The following is a 16,541-nucleotide window of genomic DNA, read 5'->3' as shown; positions in this document are numbered from 1 at the left end:
CACCATCACCCGCTCAGCCCGCACCCGTAGGCTCGACGCGTGGATTACGCCTATCACCGTCTCGCTCGCTCCTGGCCGAAGTACCGCTGGTGGAAGTCGCTCGTCACCGGTGTGATCGGGGTCACGTTCTACGTGATCATGACGTTCGCCATCGTCATCGGTTTCGCTGTCGTCGCGTTCGTCAACCCGAGGGCCTTCGACGGGTTCACCTCGTCGATGACGACCCTCGACCTCGACCTGAGCGACCCCGTCACGTTCACGTTCGCGATCGGGTCGATCGCCGTGATGCTCCCGGCCCTCGTCTTCGCGCTGCTCATCATGGGGCCGCGACCGATCGGGCTCGTGTCGTCGGTGGCCGGACGGCTGCGCTGGGGCTGGCTCGCGCGCTGCATCCTCCCCGCGCTCGCGGTCTACGGCGTCGTCTTCGGTGCCTCGTTCGCGATCGACCCGCTGCTCGGGGGTGCTCCCGTCTCGGCGAGCGTCACGTCTGCCGGGCTGCTGCTTCTCGTGCTCGCCCTCGTGCTCGTGCCCCTGCAGGCGACGGCGGAGGAGTACGTGTTTCGCGGATACCTCATGCAGACGATCGGCGGGTGGCTCAAGCATCCGGCCTGGGCCATTCTGCTGCCCGTGCCGCTCTTCGCGATCGGCCACGACTACGACATCTGGGGCCTTCTGGATGTCTCGATCTTCGCCGTCTTCGCCGGCTGGCTCACGTGGCGCACCGGCGGGCTCGAGGCCGCGATCGTGGCGCACGTGGTCAATAACACGGCGCTCTTCGCGCTCGGATCGTTCGACCTCATCGACATCAACGCCGCCGACGGGTCGCCGATCGGGCTCGGGATGACGCTCGTGACGATGGTCGGATACTCCGCGCTCGTGCTGTGGCAGGCCAAGAAGACGGGGCTGCAGACCGTGCGGACTGTCGAGGCGGCGCCGGAGCCCGAGCAGTTCGCGTATGCGGGCGGACCGGGGACGGGCGTCGGTGCCGCGCAGCCCGCCTACGGCCCCACCCCTCCCCAGTCGACGCCCGAGCGAGCGGATGACGCACCCGACGCCTCGCGCCCGCCGACGTCACCGGCCCCACCTACACTCGGCACATGACCGTTCTGCACGACACTCGTCCGGCGCGCCCCGACGCCGCCGAGGTGCTGCATCGGGTCTTCGGTTACGACGAGTTCCGCGGCAACCAGGCCGAGATAATCAGTCACGTGTCATCCGGTGGCGACGCCCTCGTGCTCATGCCCACGGGCGGCGGCAAGTCGCTGTGCTACCAGATTCCCGCGCTCGTGCGGCCGGGCACCGGCGTCGTCATCTCGCCGCTCATCGCGCTCATGCAAGACCAGGTCGACGCGCTCTCGGCCGTGGGGGTGCGCGCCGCGTTTCTCAACTCGACGCAATCGCCCGAGTCGCGCGCGGCCGTGGAGCAGGCGTATGTCGCGGGCGAACTCGACATGCTCTACCTCGCGCCCGAGCGACTTCGAGTGCAGTCGACGGCCGCCCTGCTCGACCGCGGCACCATCGCTCTCTTCGCGATCGACGAAGCGCACTGCGTGTCGCAGTGGGGCCACGACTTCCGCCCCGACTACCTGCAACTGTCGATGCTGCACGAGCGCTGGCCCGAGGTGCCGCGCATCGCGCTCACCGCGACGGCCACCGAGCAGACCCACAAAGAGATCGCGTCGCGACTGCAGCTCGGCGACGCGCAGCACTTCGTGGCGAGCTTCGATCGCCCCAACATCCAGTACCGCATCGCCCCCAAGAACTCGCCCCAGCAGCAGTTGCTGCAGCTCATCCGCAGCGAGCACGACGGCGACGCGGGCATCGTCTACTGCTTGTCGCGCGCCTCCGTCGAGAAGACCGCCGAGTTTCTCGTGGCCAACGGGGTGCCGGCGCTGCCGTACCACGCGGGGTTGCCGGCGCCCGTGCGCGCGATGAACCAGTCGCGCTTCCTGCGCGAAGACGGCGTCGTGATGGTCGCGACGATCGCGTTCGGCATGGGCATCGACAAGCCCGACGTGAGGTTCGTCGCCCACCTCGACCTGCCGAAGAGCGTCGAGGGCTACTACCAGGAGACCGGGCGTGCCGGCCGCGACGGCCTGCCCTCCACAGCGTGGCTCGCCTACGGACTCCAAGATGTCATGCAGCAGCGCCGCATGATCAACGAGTCGGAGGGCGACGACGCCCACCGCCGCAAACTGTCCGCCCACCTCGACGCCATGCTCGCCCTGTGCGAAACCGTCGAGTGCCGACGGATGCAGCTGCTCGCCTACTTCGGCGAGAAGTCGACCCCGTGCGGCAACTGCGACACGTGCCTCTCGCCGCCCGAATCGGTCGACGGCACGGTGCCCGCGCAGAAACTCCTGTCGACGATCGTGCGACTGCAGCGCGAACGCAACCAGAAGTTCGGGGCGGGCCAGCTCATCGACATCCTCCTCGGCAACAGCACCCCCCGCGTCGTGCAGAACAAGCACGACGAACTCAGCACGTTCGGCATCGGCACCGAGCTGAGCGAGCAGGAGTGGCGCGGCGTCGTGCGGCAGTTGCTCGCGCAAGGCTTGCTCGCCGTCAACAGCGACGGCTACGGAACCCTCGTCATCACCGACGACAGCGCCGCCGTGCTCGCCGGCCAGCGCCCGGTGAAGCTGCGGCGCGAGCCCGAGCGGCAGGCGCGGAGGTCGTCGCGAGCGGTCAAAGCGGGGGCCGACCTCGCACCGGCGGCGCTGCCCGTGTTCGACAAGCTGCGCGCGTGGCGGGCGGCGGAAGCCAAAGAGCAGGGCGTTCCGGCCTACGTCATCTTCCACGACGCGACCCTGCGCGAGATCGCGACGGGCCTGCCGACCACGCTCGCGCAACTCGGAACGATGTCGGGAGTCGGAGAGTCCAAGCTCGAGAAGTACGGCGAGGGCATCCTCGAGGTGCTCGCGGCGGACTGAGCCGCCGGTCGGTTGCGCGCCCTGCTCGACGACGAGGCATCGGGTTCAGGCATCGGGTTCAGCAACCGGTTACGGCGCACCTGCGAGACTCGAGCGGTGACCACGAACGACAGCGACCTCGCCGCCACCCTCCTCCGTGCCGACCCCACTGCGGGTCGCCGCGGCATCGTTCTCGGCGGGGGAGGAGTGGCCGGAATCGCGTGGGAGGCCTCGCTCCTCACGACCATGATGGGCAGCGGAGTCGACCTCTCCTCCGCGGATGTCGTGGTCGGCACCTCGGCAGGCTCCGTCGTCGGCGCCGCACTCCGGTCGGGTGACCTCGAGGGGTGGTTGCGTTCGCGCCTCACGCCCGCGCGCGCCGGTTCGCCTGCCGCCGCCGCTGCGCCAGCACCGTCCGCTGCACCGTTTGCTGCGCCGGCGCCCGCTGCCTCCGATTCGCCCGAGTCATCCGCCCCGCGGGCGGCCGCGACCGAACCCACGGTGCCCGACATCGCCCCGTTCGTCGAGGCGATGGCTGCCGCATCCGCGAACCGGGTCGGGGAGCAGGAGTCGCGCGCTCGCCTCGGTGAGCTCGCGCGCACCGTTCCGTCGCGCACGGGCGACGGTGCCAAAGACGCGGCCCTCGAGAGGTTCGCCGCCCTCCTCTCGTCGCCGGACTGGCCCGCGACCGAGCTGAGGATCACGGCCGTCGACGCTCTCGACGGCGCGTTCCGGGTGTTCAACCGTTCGAGCCATGCCGAGCTCGTGCGCGCGGTCGCCGCGAGTTGTGCGGTGCCGGGGGTGTTCCCGACGGTCGATGTGCACGGCAGGCCGCACATGGACGGCGGAGTCCGCTCGTCGACGAACGCCGACGTCGCCTCCGATTGCGAGCGCATCCTCGTGATCTCGTGCGGGCCGGAGTGGGCAGACAGCCCGCTCGGCCCGTCCCTGCCGGTCGTCGCCGAGGCGCTCGGCGCGAGTCGCAACGTGCTCGTGATCGAAGCGGATGCCGACAGCCTGCGCGCCTTCGGACCCAACTCGCTCCTCGCGAGCTCCACCGCACCCTCCGTCGAGGCGGGGATGCGGCAGGGCGCGACGGTCGCGCGGCGCGTGCGGGACTTCTGGGGCTGAGCGCGGGGTTGGCGCGCCGGTTCGCTCGGTTCTGCAGCAGCCGAGCTCGCCGCGGTCACTGAATCGCACGGCCTCGCAGCACCCGCCTACCCACGCGTCGCCCGGAACACAACCCGTCGCCCTCCGTCGCCGCGCGACCTACCGTGGGGGAACATCGACGTCAGGAGCGCGGGCATGAGCACATGGACGATCAAGGGCGCGACCGTCGTCATCACCGGGGCGTCGAGCGGCATCGGCCGCGGCACGGCCCTCGCGCTCGCCGATCGCGGCGCGAACCTCGTGCTCGCCGCGCGCAGCGACGACGTGCTCGCCGAACTCGCGCGGAGCATCCCGAACGCCATCGCGGTGCCGACCGACGTGACCGACCCCGAGGCGGTCGGTCGTCTCGCCGCGGCGGCGCTCAACAGGTTCGGGTCGCTCGACGTGTGGATCAACTGCGCGAGCGTGGGCGCGGCGGGCATCTTCACCGACGTGCCGCTCGACGTCCATCGTCGAGTGATCGAGACGGGGGCGATCGGGGTGCTCAACGGGAGTCACGTCGCCCTGCGCCACTTCGAGAAGGTGGGCGGCGGACGACTGCTCAACGTCGGGTCGGCGGGCGGCAAACTGCCGTTCCCGTTCTTCTCCTCCTACGCCGCATCCAAGTTCGCGGTCGTGGGCCTCGGCCAGGCACTTCTTCAGGAGCTCGAGCAGCGCGGGGTCACGGGCATCGCCGTGTCGACCGTCAACCCGTGGGTCACCGACACCCCGTTCTTCGAGAACGCCGCCAACTACACCGGCAAGACGCTGCGGATGCCGCGACCCGACGACACCGGGCGCGTCGTCGACGCGATCGTGCGCACCCTCCGCAAGCCTGTCCCGTCGGTCGACGTCGGGCCAGCTCGGGGCGCCGCCGTGCTCATGAGGCTGCTGCCCGGAACGGCGAGGCGCTCGACGGCGCTCGTGTCGAAGAGCTACCTCGACTCGTCGCCGGTGCGCGTGCGCCAGACATCCGGCAACGTGCACGAACCGGTCGCGGGGCCGCACGGTGTCGACGGGGTCATGCGTGACCGCGTGAAGAAGGAGAACAGAAACCGCCGCAGGCTGTCGAAGGGGTAGCGGGTCGGGGCGCTCAGAGTTCGTCGCGTCGAATCTGTCGGCGTCTGTCGGCGTCAGTCGGGGTCGGTCGGCGTCAGTCGCCGTCGCTCTTCTGCGCGGCGGCCTCGGCGTCGGCGGCGCTCGCGGCGTCCGCCCGTTTCGCCGCGGCGTCCATCGCGCGGGCGTGACGGGTTTTGCCTTCGGCGATCATCTCGTCGTCGCCTCGGATGGTGCCGATCGTGTCGGTCACCCGGCCCTTGATGCTCTCGACGATGTCGCCGGCGGTCGGCTCGAGATCGTTGTCGAGGAGTTCGTGTTCCGGATACACGTTCACGCCCGGCCGGTCGTGGTTTTTGAGGGTGTCGCGGGCGTGTTCGACGCACAGCACGGCCACCTCTTCGGCGTGGGCATGCATGACGGAGTGGGCGGCATCCGGTATCTCCCACAGGTGCGAGTCGGGCAGCAGGTCGCCGATGCGTTCGACCCAGTCGCGCGGGGAGACGTAGTCGTGTTCGCCGCGGATCACGAGGGTGCGGGCGCGGATGTCGGCGAACCGGTCTTCGATCGGGTAGCGCATCATGCGCGGCAGGATGCGCGAAAACCACTTGAACCCGCACAGCAGGTAGGCGCTCACGGCGAGGAATTTGACCGCGAACGGCTCTTTGAGGGCGCACCGGAGAAAGCGGACGGCCATGCTCGGGATGTGCCGGTGGCCGGGGTCGACGACGGGGCCGATGAGCACGAGCGTGGTGATGTCGTCGCGTCGCGCCACGAGGTCGCTCACCACCTGGGTGCCCATCGAGTGACCGACGATCACGGGGTCGACGAGGCCCAGTTCGTCGATGACCCTGCCGAGGAGGTCGGCGTACTGCCGGATCGACATGGCCTTGCCGGGGTGCGGCACCCCGCCGAAGCCGGGGAGATCGAGGGCGTGCACGGGGCCGAACTCGTTGAGGTTGGGCGCGAGGCGCTCGAAGTAGGTCGACGAGACCCCGATGCCGGGGACGAGCACGAAGGCGCGGTCACCCATGTGACCGACGGTGTTGACCCGGGCGTAGACGTCGCCGGTCTCGCTGTAGACGCGGCGCACCTCGACGGTCGTCGACGAACTCGATTTGCGGGGGCGCACGGGAGTCCTTTCGTCGATGGTGTTCGACCGATTCTGTCGCACCGCGAGCGGCGGGCGGTTTTCGCCGCCCCCGCTTCGTCGCTCATCGTCTGTCGGAAGGCTAGGCGGTCGGCTGTACGGGCGACGGTGCGGTCGGCGGTTCGGCCGCGTCGTCGAGGAACACGCGTTTGTAGCTGCGGCCGTCGTCGAGGGTGATGGTTTCGGCGCGGAGGGTGCCGCGGGTGATGCGCAGGTAGACCGCTTGTGCGGTGACGCCGAGGAGGCGCGCCGCGTCGGCGACCGAGTGGCCGGGCAGGTCGGATGGCTTGCTGCTCGGCCGTGCCGCTCGCTTGCGTCCCGCCGCGTGACGCTCGGCGATGTCGGCGTCGGTGCCCTGCCAGCGCCACTTGGCGGCGGCGACTCGGAGGGTCGCGGCAGCCGCGACGTCGTCCCACGTTGCGCCCTGCTCGAGGGCGTCACGCACGCTCGCGATCACCGCGGGCTCGCTCTCGAGCGCGGCGGCGAGGGTGCGGATGTCGCGGACGCGGGCGAGGGCGGCGTGCGCGCTGGGCGGCTCGGCGGCGTCCGCGGGCGGGGCGTTCTCCGATTCGGCGAGTCGCTGCAGTGCGTCGCGGGTGGCGGGGTCGAGGTACGGCGGCATCGTGAGAAGGCTATCGGGGGCTCTAGTCGAGGAGCGCCCGCGCGGTGCTCTCGTCGATGATGATGTCGGTCATGAGTCCGGCGGCGAGGGCGCCTTTGAGGGCGAGGAGTTTCGACGTGCCGGAGCTCACGCACACGCGGCGCGCGACCTGCCGGAGGGTGTCGAGGTCGGGGCCGGTGGCGCGGGCGTTGAGGGAGATGTCTCGCCACGAGCCGTCTTCGCGCAGAAAGATCGTCGCGACATCCCCGACGACGTTCTCTTCTCGCAGCAGTCGCACGTCGTCGTCGTCGAGGTAGCCGCTCGTGTAGACGTGGCTCGGCACGTCGGCGTCGGGGCTCCCGATTCCGAAGAGCGCGATGTCCATCGTCGCTTGCACGCCGAGCACGTAGCGCGTGCTGCGCTCCTGCCAGAGCGCCCTCTTGGTGGCCGGGTCGTCGAAGAAGGCGGGCACCGGAAAGTATTGGACGTACGCGCTGTAGGCGTCACCGAATCGGCGGAGGATCTCGCTCGCGTACACGATGCCCGTCGTGCGCGTGTTGGCGGCGCCGTTGAGCTGCACGATCTGAGCGTTGTGGATGGGTTTGCTCACGAGGTGGCGGCTCATCGCGGTCATCGTCGACCCCCAGGCGATGCCCATCGTCATGTTCGAGTCGATGAACGACCCGAGAATCCGTGCAGCGGAGAGCGCGACCCGCTCGAGCCTGTCGACTTCGCTCGCGTGGTCGGGCACGGGCACGATGTGCGCGGTCACGGTGTATCGGTTCTGGATCTCGTTCTGCAGGTGGGTTATCCCACTCAGCGGCGACTTGATCTGGATGTCTACGAGCCCCGTGGATCGAGCGAAACTGAGCAGGCGCGATACCGACGACCGCGAGGTGTTCAGTTCGCTCGCGATGGCGTCCATCGTGAGGTCTTGCAGGTAGTAGAGGTGTGCGGCGGCGAGAGCGTCGCGGGTCTTGTCGGCGTGGGGGTCGCGGATCGTGTCGGTCATAGCGGCTTTCCTGCACGTATGTGCAGTGCTGTTGAACATTCGTGTACGGGGGTCGAGACTTATTGAGTCACAGCATTCGTGCCAGCGCAACCCGCGCGCTGGTTCGCACCGAACTACTCGGGGTCGACAGCCCCTCGCATCACGAAGAAGGCACCCATGACCACTCCTCCGATGTCGACGCCGTCCGCGTCGACCGCCCCCGACGGCACCCCGGCCACGCGCACGGATGTCGCCCGCATCGCGTCCAACCCGCGTGCATCCGTCGTCATCATCGGTGGCGGCATCAACGGTCTCGCGACCTTCCGCGACCTCGCGCTGCAGGGGGTCGACGTGGTCCTCGTCGAGCGCGGCGACTACGTCTCCGGCGCGTCGTCGGCGTCGTCGCACATGATCCACGGCGGGGTGCGCTACCTCGAGAACGGCGAGTTCCGTCTCGTGCGCGAGTCGGTGCAAGAACGCAACGGTCTGCTGAAGACCGCCCCCCACTACGTAAAGCCTCTCCGGACCACGATCCCGATCTTCTCTACCGTGTCTGGCGTCGTCGCTGCCCCGCTGCGATTCCTCACGCACAAGGGCGGTTCGACGAAGGAGCGCGGTGCGCTGCTCATCAAGGTCGGCCTCTCGCTCTACGACTCCTTCAGTCGCGACGGCGGCTCGGTTCCCCGCCACCAGTTCCGCGGTCGCAAAGCCTCGCTCGCCGACCTCCCGGCCCTCAACCCGGATGTGAAGTACACGGCCACCTACTTCGACGCGTCGATGCACGACCCCGAGCGCCTCGCGCTCGACGTGCTCCACGACGCTCTCGCCGCGGGCGAGCACGCCCGGAGCGCCAACTACGTCGAGGCTGTCGGTTTCACCCCCGAGGGCGTCGTCGTGCGCGACCGGGTGTCGGGCGCGGAGTTCGCGATCGCCGCCGACGTCGTCGTCAACACGTCCGGGCCGTGGACCGACCTCACCAACGAGGCCCTCGGCATGTCGACGGAGTACATGGGCGGCACCAAGGGGTCGCACATCGTGCTCGACCACCCCGAACTCCTCGCCGAGCTCGACGGGCGCGAACTGTTCTTCGAGAACAACGACGGGCGCATCGTGCTCATCTACCCGCTCAAGGGGCGCGTCATGGTCGGCACGACCGACATCGACGCGGATGTTCGCGAACCGAGCGTGTGCACCGAGGAGGAGGTCGACTACTTCTTCGACCTCGTGAAGCACGTCTTCCCGACCTTCACCCTCGACCGCTCGCAGATCGTCTACCGGTTCGCCGGCATCCGTCCGCTGCCCAAGCACGACGACACCCAGCCGGGCTTCGTCTCGCGGGACTACCGCATCGTGAAGACCCCCATCGAGGAGCGCGCGGGCAGCACCCTCGTGAGTCTCGTCGGCGGCAAGTGGACGACGTTCCGCGCCCTCGCCGAGCACATGACGAACGACGTCCTCGAGCTTCTCGGGCGGTCGCGCACCGTGAGCACCGTCGGTCTCGCGATCGGTGGTGGCAAGGCCTACCCGACGACGGATGCGGCCCGCCGCGTGTGGCTCGCCGACCCGACCGATCGCGTGGGGCGGCTCCGCGCCGAGCAACTGCTCGAGCGCTACGGCACCCGCGCGACCGAGGTCATCGACTACCTCGAGGAGCACGGGGACGTCGCGCTCGCTGCGACGGCGGAGTACTCGCGCACCGAGATCGAGTACCTCGCGACGGCGGAGTCGGTCGTGCACCTCATCGACGTGCTGCTGCGCCGCACGAGCCTCGCGTTCACCGGGAGCGTCACGGCGGAGCTGCTCGACGAGCTCGGCGACGTCGTCGGGTCTGCCCTCGGCTGGGATGCTCAGGCGCGCTCGCGCGAGGTCGCCGACGCGCGCGCCGAACTCGAGGTCGCGCACGGTGTCGTCTTCGGCGCGCAGTCCGCGCAGCATCACACCGCCTCGGCCTGATCGGCTGACGCGCCGTCGCCCTCGAAGAGATAGTCGTCGGGGGCGACCCAGCGCACCCCGCGCGAATGGCTCACGAGGATGCCGCACAGTCCGAACGATGCGAGCCCCGTGGCCGTGTGCAGAGTCTTTGCCCACGCGACATCCGATGCCGTGAGGGTGGCGTCGGCGTAGCGCTCGATCACGATGATCGTGCCGACCGCGTCGGTCGTCTCGCCCATCTCTCGCAAAAGGGCGGCGAACCGTGCAGCGTCGTCGGGGTCGGGTCGTGCGGGGTGGTCGTCGATGGGGAGCAGGATCGGCAGTTGTCGGGCGGCCTCATCGACGAAGAGGAACCACACCTGCCGGCGCGAGGCACGCCCGATGAGAGCGGCGATGCGCGACTCGATGAGGGAGCCCGACGTGAGGGGAGCGAGTTCGTCGTCGTAGCGGGGAGGTTTCATGCCGCCATCGTCGACGCGGTGCGCCGCCCCTTGCCCGCCGCGTGCTGGATCTGCGCACGGAGCGGAAGCGGAGCTGCGTGGGGAGGGTTAGAACCAGACGCTCAAGCGGGGGGCGTCCGACCAGCGGAACATCGCGTCGAGTCGGTCGACCGACCCGGGCCGCAGCTCCTCGATGCGACCGGCGCGCGCGAGCGAGCGAGCGGTGACCCCGCCGAGGTAGATCGAGCCGAGCTCGCCGACGGTGAGCGAGACGGCGGCCGCGTCATCCGGAGCCTCACCGTCGAGCGGGGTGACCGTGGCGGTGCCGTCAGCCGCGACCTCGAGGAGAACGAGGGCGTCGGCGAACCCGAGGGGGTCGGCGATGTCGAGAACGAGTCGACCGGGTGCGCTGTAGCGGCGCGCTTCGAGCGTCGCGACGACATCGAGGATGCGCAGCCACAGAAAGTCGCGCTGATCGGCGAGGCGGGTGGCGCGGAAGTCGGAGAGCAGCCACGCGAGTGGCTCGTCGACGGCGCGGAGATCCGCGGTCACCTCCTGCACAAGGTCCATCTCGAGCAGAAAACGCCACAGACCCGCGTAGGCGTCGTCGGTGACCGTGACGAGGTCGTGCACAGTGACGGTGTGCAAGAAGTTGTTCTCATCGGTCTCGGCGAGACTGAACACCGCGAAGCCCTGGGCGGTGCCCTCGGCGTCGTCGTAGCGCACGATGCGCGCCTTCTTCGCGCGGTCGCCCGAGGGCTCGTCGAAGCCGAGCGTGCGCGTCGTCAGGTACTCCCACCGCTCGATGTCCCCCGGCACGGGGTTCTCCTCGCGCGCTCGCGCGATGATCTCGCCGAGCTGATCGCGTGCCGCCTCGCGCGAGAGGAAGTGGACGCGACCGGTCGGTTCGGGCCCCGTCCACGATCCCCGGCGAGGGTCGACCGACCACTTCGCGCTCATCGCCGCGGGGGCGAAACCGTAGCGACCGTAGATCGTCGCCTCCGAGACGGTGAGCATCGCGAGCGGAATGCCGGCGGCGGAGGCGGTGCGCAGCTCCGACTCGAGCATCGCCCGCGCGATTCCCTTGCGACGGTGGGTGGGTGCGACGGTCACGGCGCTGATGGCCCAGCCGTCCACCGACCCGCCCGGAACCGTGAGGTCGCTCACCCACGAGCTCACGGTCGACACGGGTGCGTGCGATTCGGCTGCGGTCTCGTCCCACACCCCCGTCGTGCGGCGGTAGGCGAGACCGGCGCGCTGGGCGGCAAGGCTCTCCGGCGACGGCACACCACCGTGGAAGCCGCGCGAGTCGCTTTCGAGCCAGGTGTCGAACGCCGAGGCATCCGAAGTGTCGACGAGTCCGAGTCGCAATCCGCGCTCGGCGAGGGTCTCGGCCGAGCGGGTGTCGAGGGGTGCGGATGGCGCGTCGAAAGTCATTGCTCCAGGCTAGCCCGGCGGCTCGGGTGGGTTGAGTGGGGTGCGGGGTGGCTGCCGGTCGTCAGTGCGGCGCGTGGAAGGCGTCGTCGCCGCGCTTCCAGTACCCCTTGATGATGGTGTGGTCAGCCTCGAGACCCCAACGCTCGAGCAACAGAGCGCGCCCGGCACGCACGATCGACTGCTCCGCCGCGACGAAACCGAACACGTCGCCCTCGGGTCGTTCGTGGGCCGCGATTCCGTCGAGCGCGGCAGCCAACGCGGCGGATTCCCGCCCGTGGTTTCCGCGGTGCACCCACCTCACGTCGACGCCCTCCGGTGCGTCGAGGTCGTGCTCGTGGTCGGAGTCGACGACTTCGACGATGACCTGCCCCACAGCATCGGCGGGCATGAGCCCGATGAAGCGACGGATGGCGGGAATCGCCGTCTCGTCGCCGGCGAGCAACCACGCGTCGGGGCGGCCGTCGACCACGAGGCTGCCGCGGGGGCCGCCGACGACCACCGACGCGCCGAGCGGAGCGGTCGAAGCCCAGGTGCTTCCGACGCCGGTGAGCGAGGCCGGGTCGCACTCGGCCGACGGCGCTGAGTGGCTGTGCACGACGAACTCGAGGTCGAGGGCTCCCGGGGTGTCTGTGGTTTCCGGGGTGTCCGTAGCCGTGCCCAGTTCGCGCGATCCGGTTGGCACGGGTATCGGGGTGTACTCCCTGCTCGGCCAACTCGCCGAGTCCGTCGATTCGGTGGGGAAGAACACGCGAACGTGGTCATCCGAGCCGAGTGTCGTTAACTCGCGGAGGTCCTCACCGACGAGCCGAACACGCACGTAATTCGGTGTGACCCAGACCCGTTCCGTGAGCGTCGCCGCGCGTCGGAGGAGATCGAGAGGCGTGCGAACGAGCTCAAAGGGCATGCGATTCCTTGGATTAGACGGAGACGAAACGCTCGCGGCGAGGGCGCAAAGTTAGGCTAGCCTATCCTCAGTAAAACGACCGTGTTCAGCGATCCCGCTGCACCGCCGACAACAGGAGTCCCATGAAAACCCTTACCTCCGCGACCGGCCACCCCCGTGCGGCAGCAGCTCTCATCGCCGTCGCCGCCCTCAGCCTCGCCGGGTGCGCGTCGCCATCCGCTGTCGAATCGTCGACCGACGGCGACTCGAACCCCGCCACCGAGATCGAGGTGACCCACGCTCAGGGCACCACGACCGTGCCGGTCAACCCCGAGACGGTCATCACCTTCGACATGGCGTCCCTCGACACTCTCGATGCGCTCGGAGTCGAGGTCGCCGGGTTCCCCCAGGCCAACGTTCCGTCGTACCTCGAGTCGTACGCGGGCGACGAATACCTCGACGCCGGCACGCTCTTCGAGCCCGACTACGAAGCGGTCAACGCAGCGGAACCCGATCTCATCGTCGTCGCCAACAGGTCGGCTGAAGCGCTCGCCGAACTCAACGAGATCGCACCGACCATCGACCTCACCCTCGACTGGGCGGACTACCGCGGCAGCTTCGAGAACAACGTCACGACCCTCGGCGAGATCTTCGAGAAGCAGACCGAAGCGGAGTCCGCCCTCGCGGAGATCGACGACAAGATCGTCGAGGCGCAAGAGATCACGGCAGACGCAGGCACCGGGCTCGTCGTCATGACGAGCGCGGGGGAGGTGACCGCCTACGGTGACGATTCGCGGTTCGGTTGGCTCTACACCGAGCTCGGGGTCGAGACCGCCGTCGACAACGTCGAAGAGGCCACCCACGGTGACCCTGTGTCCTTCGAATTCCTTCTCGAAAGCGACCCCGACTGGCTCTTCGTAATCGATCGCGACGCCGCAATCGGGGAGTCGGGGTCGTCGGCCGAGCAGGTTCTCGACAACGAGGTCGTCGCGGGCATGACCGCGAGGAGCGAGGATCAGATCGTCTACCTCGACTCCGAGCCGTGGTACATCGTGATGAGCGGCCTCACCGCCGTCAACGACATGGTCGACCAGATCACCGAGAGCCTCGGCTGATCGACGTCCATCCTGCGCGCCGCGCGAGCGGAACGGATGCCGCGGCCACGTCGACACGTGCGCCGCGACATCCGCGACCCCGCCCTCTCACTGGCGAGCGACGTACCCTCACCGGCGGCGCGGGCCTCGCTGCCGTGGTGGGTGTGGTCGTGCTGCTCGGCGTCGTCAGCACCTTCATCGGGGTGAGCGACGTGACGCCCGCGAGTCTCCTCGCCCAGGGAGACGACGGCGTCGCCGCGCGGCTCCTCGCCGTCAGTCGGGTGCCGCGCACCGTCGCGCTCATCCTCACCGGGGTGGCGATGGCGATCGTCGGTCTCATCATGCAGATGCTCGTGCGCAACAAATTCGTCGAACCGAGCACAACCGGAACCGCGGAGTCGGCAGCGCTCGGCCTGCTCGTCGTCACCGTCTTCGCCCCCACCTGGAGTCTGTTCGGCAAGATGGCGGTCGCCGCCGTGTTCTCGCTCGCCGGAACAGCGCTCTTCCTCCTCATCCTGCGGCGCATCCCGGTTCGTTCCATCGTGCTCGTGCCCCTCGTCGGCATCATGCTCGGTGGGGTCATCGGTGCCGTCACGACTTTCTTCGCCTATCGGCTCGACCTGCTGCAGACCCTCGGCACCTGGATGACCGGCGACTTCTCCGGAATCCTCCGAGGCCGATACGAGATGCTCTGGCTCGCCTTCGCGATGACGGTCCTCGCGTGGATCGCCGCCGACCGGTTCAGTGTCGCCGGCCTCGGCCAGGAGTTCTCCACCGGCCTCGGGCTCCGATACGGGCGAGTGCTCGCCCTCGGGCTCCTCATCATCGCGACCGTCACAGCCATCGTCGTCGTGACCGCGGGGGTCATCCCGTTTCTCGGGCTCATCGTGCCCAACGTCGTGAGCATGATGATGGGCGACAACGTGCGGCGCTCCATCCCCTGGGTCGCCGCGCTCGGGGCCGCGTTCCTCCTGGCGTGCGACATCATCGGTCGCGTCATCCGTTTTCCCTACGAGATTCCGCTGGGAGTCGTCGTCGGGGTCGTCGGGGCCGCCCTCTTCCTCTACCTCTTGCTGAGGAGGCCCGCACGTGCGCACTGACGTCCCCGCGAACAGCCGCGCCCAGACGGAGGTCGTCGACTCGCGGATGCCCTCGCCTGTCGCTCGGGCGATGGTGTTCGTCCAGCGCCCGATCGTGCTCCTCACCGTGCTCGCGATCGTCGCGGCCGCCACGATCGTGCTCTTCCTCACCGTCGGCATCGTCGGGAGTCCCTCGTTCGCGATCCCGTTCCGCGCGCGCAAAGTGGTCGCGATGGTCATCGTCGCCTTCGCGATCGGGATCTCCACCGTGCTCTTCCAGACCATCACCGACAATCGCATCCTGACGCCGTCGATCATGGGTTTTGACTCGCTCTACGTGCTCATTCAAACGGTGGTCGTGTTCTTCTTCGGGTCGACCGCGCTCGCCGTTGCCGACCCGCGGGTGTCGTGGGTCGTCGAGGTCGCGCTCATGGTCGCGTTCTCGACGCTGCTGTTCCAGTGGCTGTTCGCGGGCGCTCGCCGCAGCATCCATCTGCTCGTGCTCGTGGGGATCGTGTTCGGGATGCTGTTCCGCAGCGTCTCGAGCCTGTTTCAGCGCATGCTCGACCCCGCCTCGTTCGCCGTGCTCCAAGACTCGTTCTTCGCGAGCTTCAACGCGGTCGACGAAGACCTCGTGCTCATCTCCGGGATCGTGGTGGTCATCGTCTCGACGATCGCGCTGCGGCTCGTGCGCGTGTTCGACGTGATCGGGCTCGGCGAAAGCCACGCGACGGGGCTCGGGGTCGACCACCGACGCGTCGTCACCCTCATGCTCGTTCTCATCGCGGTTCTCGTCGCGGTGTCGACCGCTCTCGTCGGTCCCGTCACGTTCTTCGGGCTCATCGTGTCCAACCTCGCCTACGCGCTCGTGCGCACGCACCGGCACGCGAGCATCCTGCCGGCGACAGTGTTGTTGGGGGTCATCTGCCTCGTCGGTGGGCAACTCGTGCTCGAGCGCGCGTTCGGTCTCGACACCGCGCTGAGCGTGATCGTCGAATTCGTCGGGGGCATCCTGTTCATCGTTCTGCTCGTGAGAAGGGGAGTGCGATGATCACCGTCGCGTCTGTCAGCAAGTCCTACGGCCGGGAGCGCGTCGTCGACGACGTGTCGATCGAGTTCGGAGCGGTTGGAGTCACGTCGATCATCGGGCCCAACGGCGCCGGCAAATCCACCCTGCTGGGCATGATCGCTCGACTGATCCCGACGGATGTCGGAGCCATCACCATCGACGGCCACGACGTGCACACGACCCCGACCGCGACCCTCGCCACGCGGGTCGCGGTGCTCCGACAGGACAACCACCTCACGGCGAGACTGACCGTGCGTGACCTCGTCGGTTTCGGGCGCTACCCCTATTCGAAGGGGCGCCTGACGGTCGAGGATCAGAACATCATCGAACGCTCCCTCGCCTACCTCGACCTCGCGGCACTCGAATCGCGTTTTCTCGACGAGCTGTCGGGTGGCCAACGACAGCGCGCGTTCATCGCGATGGTTCTCGCGCAAGACACCGACTACGTGCTGCTCGACGAGCCCCTCAACAGCCTCGATGTGAAGCACGCCGTCGACATCATGCGGTTGCTGCGCCGCACGGCGATCGAGACCGGCAAGCGTATCGTCATCGTCGTGCACGACATCAACTTCGCGTCGGTTCACTCCGACGAGATCATCGCGATGAAAGACGGTCGAGTCGTCGCACACGGCACACCGCTCGAGGTGATGCAGTCCGACGTGCTCGGGTCGTTGTACGAGGTCGACGTGGATGTTCGCGACATCGACGGTCAGCGCATCGCGCTGTATTACGGGTGACGGGTGCGGTT

Annotated in this window: 15 protein-coding genes; 9 read left to right on the top strand and 6 right to left on the bottom strand. The window is 68.7% G+C overall.

Going from position 1 to position 16,541, the window contains the following annotated elements:
• Nucleotides 1–39 precede the first annotated feature (39 nt).
• The 4 genes from ACLHG5_RS09380 (at nt 40) to ACLHG5_RS09365 (ending at nt 5,141) form a co-directional block, all read left to right on the top strand.
• Nucleotides 40–1,101, top strand: a complete 1,062-nt coding sequence (locus ACLHG5_RS09380) for a CPBP family intramembrane glutamic endopeptidase (protein ID WP_411318574.1) — start codon at nt 40–42, stop codon at nt 1,099–1,101.
• Nucleotides 1,098–2,933 carry a DNA helicase RecQ gene (gene recQ / locus ACLHG5_RS09375; RefSeq protein ID WP_411318573.1) on the top strand — a complete coding sequence of 612 codons (1,836 nt, stop codon included), beginning with the start codon at nt 1,098–1,100 and terminating at the stop codon, nt 2,931–2,933. The genes ACLHG5_RS09380 and recQ overlap by 4 nt, the downstream gene beginning before the upstream one ends.
• Nucleotides 2,934–3,029: 96 nt before the next feature.
• Entirely contained in the window at nt 3,030–4,043 is a 1,014-nt protein-coding gene (locus ACLHG5_RS09370; protein ID WP_411318572.1) for a patatin-like phospholipase family protein, read from the top strand.
• 174 nt (nt 4,044–4,217) lie between these two features.
• Entirely contained in the window at nt 4,218–5,141 is a 924-nt protein-coding gene (locus ACLHG5_RS09365; protein WP_411318571.1) for an SDR family NAD(P)-dependent oxidoreductase, read from the top strand.
• A 73-nt stretch (nt 5,142–5,214) separates the two neighbouring features.
• On the opposite strand, the gene ACLHG5_RS09360 is transcribed toward ACLHG5_RS09365, so the two are convergent.
• The 3 genes from ACLHG5_RS09360 to ACLHG5_RS09350 all read right to left on the bottom strand — a co-directional run bounded on the left by ACLHG5_RS09360 (nt 5,215) and on the right by ACLHG5_RS09350 (nt 7,880).
• Nucleotides 5,215–6,249 carry an alpha/beta fold hydrolase gene (locus tag ACLHG5_RS09360; protein WP_411318570.1) on the bottom strand — a complete coding sequence of 345 codons (1,035 nt, stop codon included), beginning with the start codon at nt 6,247–6,249 and terminating at the stop codon, nt 5,215–5,217.
• A gap of 100 nt (nt 6,250–6,349) precedes the next feature.
• Nucleotides 6,350–6,889: a hypothetical protein gene (locus ACLHG5_RS09355; protein WP_411318569.1), complete on the bottom strand. Its 540-nt coding sequence runs from the start codon at nt 6,887–6,889 to the stop codon at nt 6,350–6,352.
• A gap of 22 nt (nt 6,890–6,911) precedes the next feature.
• The gene (locus tag ACLHG5_RS09350; protein WP_411318568.1) at nt 6,912–7,880 is read right to left on the bottom strand and encodes a sugar-binding transcriptional regulator; all 969 of its coding nucleotides are present in this window, start codon (nt 7,878–7,880) and stop codon (nt 6,912–6,914) included.
• Between the two features lie 171 nt (nt 7,881–8,051).
• Here ACLHG5_RS09350 and ACLHG5_RS09345 point away from each other — a divergent pair, with 171 nt between their 5' ends.
• Nucleotides 8,052–9,812, top strand: a complete 1,761-nt coding sequence (locus ACLHG5_RS09345) for an FAD-dependent oxidoreductase (protein WP_411318988.1) — start codon at nt 8,052–8,054, stop codon at nt 9,810–9,812.
• Here the strand turns inward: ACLHG5_RS09345 and ACLHG5_RS09340 are convergent.
• The 3 genes from ACLHG5_RS09340 to ACLHG5_RS09330 all read right to left on the bottom strand — a co-directional run bounded on the left by ACLHG5_RS09340 (nt 9,794) and on the right by ACLHG5_RS09330 (nt 12,572).
• The gene (locus tag ACLHG5_RS09340) at nt 9,794–10,252 is read right to left on the bottom strand and encodes a hypothetical protein (protein WP_411318567.1); all 459 of its coding nucleotides are present in this window, start codon (nt 10,250–10,252) and stop codon (nt 9,794–9,796) included. The genes ACLHG5_RS09345 and ACLHG5_RS09340 overlap by 19 nt on opposite strands.
• A gap of 87 nt (nt 10,253–10,339) precedes the next feature.
• Nucleotides 10,340–11,668 carry a GNAT family N-acetyltransferase gene (locus ACLHG5_RS09335; RefSeq protein ID WP_411318566.1) on the bottom strand — a complete coding sequence of 443 codons (1,329 nt, stop codon included), beginning with the start codon at nt 11,666–11,668 and terminating at the stop codon, nt 10,340–10,342.
• Between the two features lie 61 nt (nt 11,669–11,729).
• Nucleotides 11,730–12,572, bottom strand: coding sequence for a siderophore-interacting protein (locus tag ACLHG5_RS09330; RefSeq protein ID WP_411318565.1), 843 nt, complete (start codon nt 12,570–12,572; stop codon nt 11,730–11,732).
• 122 nt (nt 12,573–12,694) lie between these two features.
• Between ACLHG5_RS09330 and ACLHG5_RS09325 the strand changes: the two genes are divergently transcribed.
• The 4 genes from ACLHG5_RS09325 to ACLHG5_RS09310 all read left to right on the top strand — a co-directional run bounded on the left by ACLHG5_RS09325 (nt 12,695) and on the right by ACLHG5_RS09310 (nt 16,530).
• Nucleotides 12,695–13,666 (top strand): siderophore ABC transporter substrate-binding protein, encoded by a 972-nt coding sequence (locus ACLHG5_RS09325; RefSeq protein ID WP_411318564.1) that lies wholly within the window; start codon nt 12,695–12,697, stop codon nt 13,664–13,666.
• Nucleotides 13,667–13,815: 149 nt separating this feature from the next.
• A complete protein-coding gene (locus ACLHG5_RS09320; RefSeq protein ID WP_411318563.1) occupies nt 13,816–14,745 on the top strand; it encodes an ABC transporter permease in 930 nt (309 codons plus the stop codon).
• A complete protein-coding gene (locus tag ACLHG5_RS09315; RefSeq protein ID WP_411318562.1) occupies nt 14,735–15,775 on the top strand; it encodes an iron chelate uptake ABC transporter family permease subunit in 1,041 nt (346 codons plus the stop codon). Before ACLHG5_RS09320 ends, ACLHG5_RS09315 begins: the two co-directional genes overlap by 11 nt.
• Nucleotides 15,772–16,530 (top strand): ABC transporter ATP-binding protein, encoded by a 759-nt coding sequence (locus tag ACLHG5_RS09310; RefSeq protein ID WP_411318561.1) that lies wholly within the window; start codon nt 15,772–15,774, stop codon nt 16,528–16,530. The genes ACLHG5_RS09315 and ACLHG5_RS09310 overlap by 4 nt, the downstream gene beginning before the upstream one ends.
• The last annotated feature ends 11 nt before the right edge of the window (nt 16,531–16,541 follow it).

Source organism: Marisediminicola sp. LYQ85 (genome assembly GCF_046600695.1).
Classification (GTDB): Bacteria; Actinomycetota; Actinomycetes; order Actinomycetales; family Microbacteriaceae; genus Marisediminicola.
This window is presented reverse-complemented; position numbering and strand designations above follow the sequence as displayed.